The sequence below is a fragment of the Corynebacterium sp. Marseille-P8863 genome (assembly GCF_946902955.1).
GTDB classification, from domain to species: Bacteria; Actinomycetota; Actinomycetes; order Mycobacteriales; family Mycobacteriaceae; genus Corynebacterium; species Corynebacterium gottingense.
Genome location: NZ_CAMPQC010000011.1, coordinates 1 through 3,698 on the forward strand (window position 1 = coordinate 1; position 3,698 = coordinate 3,698).

The window sequence follows — 3,698 nt, forward strand, 5'->3', positions numbered from 1 at the left end:
CACCAGTCATGCCATCAGTCGGATCCTTGACCTTGTCATCCAAGGTCTTCTCCGAACCATCAGCCGGAACCTCATCCTTATCAGCACCAGCAGTAATCGACGGAGCAGGGACATCGGTCTTCGGCTCAACCTTGAGGGTCACCTTGTCGGTGTGGCCCTTGCGCACAGTATCAAAGACCGGGTTCCCGTCAGCGTCCTCAACCGGGTTACCCTCGGCGTCGACCTGCGGCTTCTGCCAATCGTAGGTGATGGAGACGTTGTCCAGGACATCATCGGCAGTCAGCTCAGTCGGAATACCGGAGATCTTGCCGTCGGCAAACGTCAGACCCGCTGGGAGACCGTCAACCTGGATGTTGGTCGGGGTAACGCCCTCCGGCAGACCCTGGATCTTCTCTGCAACATCAACCGGACCATACTCCTGGTTCAACGTTGCCGCACCGAGCGGAGCATCAGTGATGGTGACCGGGAGGTTGTACTTCTGATCGAAGGATTGGGTCTTCCCAGAATCCGGATCAGTGATCGTGATCGACTCCGTCACCGGCACCTGGAAAGTACCCGCCTTAGTCGGCGTGCCCGACAGCGTGCCGTCCTTAGCCAGAGTCAGACCATCAGGATGATTCTCAGCCTGGAACTTAGACGTCGCGTTCTCGGGAAGAGTGGTCTCAATCTTGTTGCTGTACTTATCACCAACAGAGCCAGGCTCAATGGACTTGGAAGACACAACGAAAGAGTCCGACGCTACGACGTTGCCATCAACCTCGAGCTCCACACGGATAGTCTGCGGTTCTTCGATATCTTCCGGAATATCGAACGAGCATGCTTCAGCACCGGCCGTATCAGTCAAACCGTCACAAGCCTTAAGCTCACGACCACGCTCGTCGCGCCAGACGACGCGAACCGGGTTGGTCTCGTCGAAGATACGGGTAACGTCGATGTCAGCCTTCTGGCCGGGCAGAGCAACACCGCTAGCGTCCTCACCGTCAAGCTTCACGATATTAATCTCATCGACAAAGCGAACCGCAACAGGCAGGTGAGCGTTATACCAACCAGGACGTCCCAGGGGGTTCTTAACCGCACCAGTATATTTCTGGTTCAAAGGCTGGAAAAGGTTCGCACCGTGGGTGCCGTAAGCTGGCTTCCAGTTACCTTCGGGATCCTGAACGAACTGGTAAGCATACTTCACTGCCTCTTCATTCTCCGTGTCAAAGTGAGCACGGTAGAAGCCGTCCTTATTCGTCTCATTAACGACCGTCTGCGCAATGAACTTCTTACGGTTGGCGTCGTTCTCAAACAATTCACGAATCTTGTCTGCACGCACGTCAGGCCGCTCGCGGTCAAACTTCTTCACGGCTTGGAGGCCTTCATCAGTCAAAATCGTAGAAACGACCTTGTAGCCTTCAACGAACCGCTCACCGGCAGACGTCGGAAATGTGAGGTGCCCACGCTGCTGCTCGGATTCCAGCCACACACGACCCTCAATATAGAACTGGTTCGGATCGTCACGGCTGTCCGGAGCGACATCGTAGCCGTCAGTGTCAATCTTCCACTCGCTAGGATCAGCCGTCATGTACGGCGCAGGCGCTTCGACAACATCAAGAGCAGTACGCGACATATACTGGCCCGCAAGACCAAACGCACCATTCGGCTCGGCACCGGTCGGACCGTAAAAACCGGGGAAACGACCAGGCCACTGGTATACCTGCTGCAATGGCTGACCAGCGCGACCAGTCTGCCCCTCAGCAAGCCAAATGCGCGCCTTGGCGGCGTAACGGTAAGTGTGCACCTTACCGTTTTCATCAGTCCAAGATCCCGGAGCGAAAACGAAAGTACCCGGGCCAGACGTTTCTCCATCCCCGCCATACTCCAAGAAGTGGGTCTTCGCCGAGTACACCGGGCTGACCGCGCCGTCGTCATCAATCCATTGGAACAGCACCGTTGTGCCATCCGGCACGTGCGCCTTACCATCGTTTTCGGAGGTCTGAGTGTTCTGCCCCGCCATCAGGTATACGTGACCGTTATACACTGGAGCACCGTTGACCTTCTTCAGGTCACTACCGCTGGTGACATCGCCGCTTGCAATCGCGTCAGCGTCGATAGGGTTATTCCCGGAGGAGCCCGGCGTAGACGCATCAGGGACAGTCTGCGCCTGTGCAGCCACTGCAGTCTGTGGAGCTGCGATCGGGTGTGCGAACGGAGCAACCAGCGCGAGGGAAAGCGCCGCGGCCGCGATTGAGGTCCCGCGACGGCGGGAGAAGTTGTGCTTCTTCATAAGATGAAATCTTCCTTCCGCGAAGATGTTCTGGACAAACGGGAAAGTCCGGAGGTGCGTGGCTGCCAGCACCTACGTAAGGCGATAGCAGGAACGTCCACGCCGACTTTCACACTTGTCAATCTAGTGACGCTGGCCTGTCACTCGCCGCAACGTTTTCGGCGCACTCCAATCCTGATAAGAAACAAGGAAATTGGACGTTCGACTGGGCAGGTGTGGCGTCGATAGACGTTGGCCTGCGGGTTTGTGCGCTACTGAGGTGTGAAGGATGGTTGCGAACGCGAAGTACAGCCATGAAATTCGATCTATACGTAAGAAGTCACGACGGGAGCGTTAGGCCGATACTTCAGCGTATCGGTACCCGATGCGTTGGCGCCGATCCACCCCTGAGGAACAGGCGATCGGGGATGAGCACTCGCAAAACATTTATGCAGGCCATTTTCCCAGGTAATGAAAGTGATAGCGGTATCGATACAAGAACGTCTTCACGAGCGTACAAGATTCTTGAGCGATTGAGCGCCAATTAATTCTTGCTAAGAGTTTGCGCATGAGGTATTTTGCACCCCCGAAACGGGTGGACGGCTCACAGAAAACTGGCGAGGTCGTTCAAGTTGCAATGCGCGCGAGGTGTGAGGGAACACGAAAGCGCCCGCCCCGATCCCCGTGCGGGGAGCAGAGCGGGCGCGGTGCTTACGCGGTGTTAACCGCGTTCGGGATGGCTACTTCGAGGAACCATCCAGCTTGACGGAGCTACCGCCAAGACCACCAGGAGCACAGTTGTCGTAGATGACCGTGCCGGCGATGATGCCTGCGACGATCACTGCAAAGCCTGCGCCGACGGTGGCCAGGTCGAAACCTGCCTTACGCAGCTGCTCATTCATCTGCGACAGTGCCTGCGCAGTCTGCGGGTTGAACATACCCAGGTTCTGCTGGATCTGCGCATTCGCACGCTCCAGATCCTTCGAAACGTTCTCGACAAAGTCAGAGATACCCGGGATGGACACCTGCGTCGCCAAACCAACCGGAATCAGCGCCAGCAGCGGCAAACCAAAGCCCACAGCAGAAGCCGCACACTTACCCGGATCAGCCGGACCCTGCGGAGCCGGTGTGGTGGTAGACGGGTCCTCGGATGGCGTGGAGTTCTTAACCTTGGTGGGGTTGGTGCCAGCCTTGACCTCGTCACCATCATTGACGCCGTCACCGTCGGTATCAGCCTCATTCGGGTTGGTACCAATCTCAATCTCAGTGCGATCAGTCAGACCATCACCATCGGAGTCAGCCTTGGTCGGATCCGTCGGCTCGTTGTCATACTTACCGTTCTCGGAACCATCCAGCTCCTGCTTATCGGCCAGACCATCGCCATCGGTATCAGCCTTCGTCGGATCGGTACCAAGCTCCTTCTCCTCGCCGTCGCTGAGGCCATCACCAT

Annotated in this window: 2 pseudogenes; both read right to left on the reverse strand. The window is 56.9% G+C overall.

Going from position 1 to position 3,698, the window contains the following annotated elements:
* Nucleotides 1-2,269: pseudogene (locus OVO38_RS08695) on the reverse strand (hypothetical protein); the annotation flags it as partial.
* Nucleotides 2,270-2,988: 719 nt separating this feature from the next.
* A pseudogene (locus tag OVO38_RS08700) lies at nucleotides 2,989-3,698 on the reverse strand (hypothetical protein); the annotation flags it as partial.